The 614-nt window shown below is 76.7% G+C and carries 1 protein-coding gene and 1 pseudogene; both read right to left on the reverse strand.

The genetic code is table 11. The annotated features are described in order from the left end of the window. Positions 1–204: pseudogene (locus FB586_RS18625) on the reverse strand (hypothetical protein); the annotation flags it as partial. Continuing rightward, positions 201–614: WYL domain-containing protein (locus FB586_RS18630; RefSeq protein WP_136520848.1), on the reverse strand; the 414-nt coding region annotated here is incomplete at its 5' end. The pseudogene FB586_RS18625 and the gene FB586_RS18630, both read right to left, overlap by 4 nt.

The following is a 614-nucleotide window of genomic DNA, read 5'->3' on the forward strand; positions in this document are numbered from 1 at the left end:
GACCTCGATGAGGTCGCCCGGCAGGCCGGGCGACACGCCGGTCATGAAGAGCAACCGCAGGTCGCGCTCGATCTGGTCGGCGTCGGTGCCGAAGTGCCGCGCGGCGTCGTCGAGGCGCACCTCGCCGCGCGCGAGGAGGTAGGGAACCAGCGCGAGCAACCGGGCGACCTGGTCGGGGGCGGTGTCACCCGCCTGCGCGGTCATCGCCCCTCCCCCGCGGGCTCGTGGTCCGGGGCTGTCGTCGCGGCCACGGCGCGCAGCCGGGCCACCACCTCGTCGCGCAGGGCTCGCGGTCCCTCGGCGACGGCGTCGGCGCCGTAGGTGAGGACCTCGTCCGCGAGCTCGGGCACCGTGCCCTCGACCACGACGAGGTCCCAGCCGGGCGATGCGTCGATCGCGACGACCGTCTCGGCGCGTCGGCGCAGGCCGATGCCGGTCCCCTGCCGCACGCGGACATCGGCGCGGACCCGGGGCGCCGACGGCGAGAGCCGGCGGGCGACCGCGCGCACGTCGGTGCCGGGAGGCACGTCGAAGGCACCGGACTTGCCGGTCGCGCGGACCGGGCCGACGATGCGCGACACCCGGAAGATCCTCTCCGCGCCGCGGTCGACGTC

The sequence above is a fragment of the Cellulomonas telluris genome (assembly GCF_004886325.1).
Lineage (GTDB): Bacteria > Actinomycetota > Actinomycetes > Actinomycetales > Cellulomonadaceae > Cellulomonas > Cellulomonas telluris.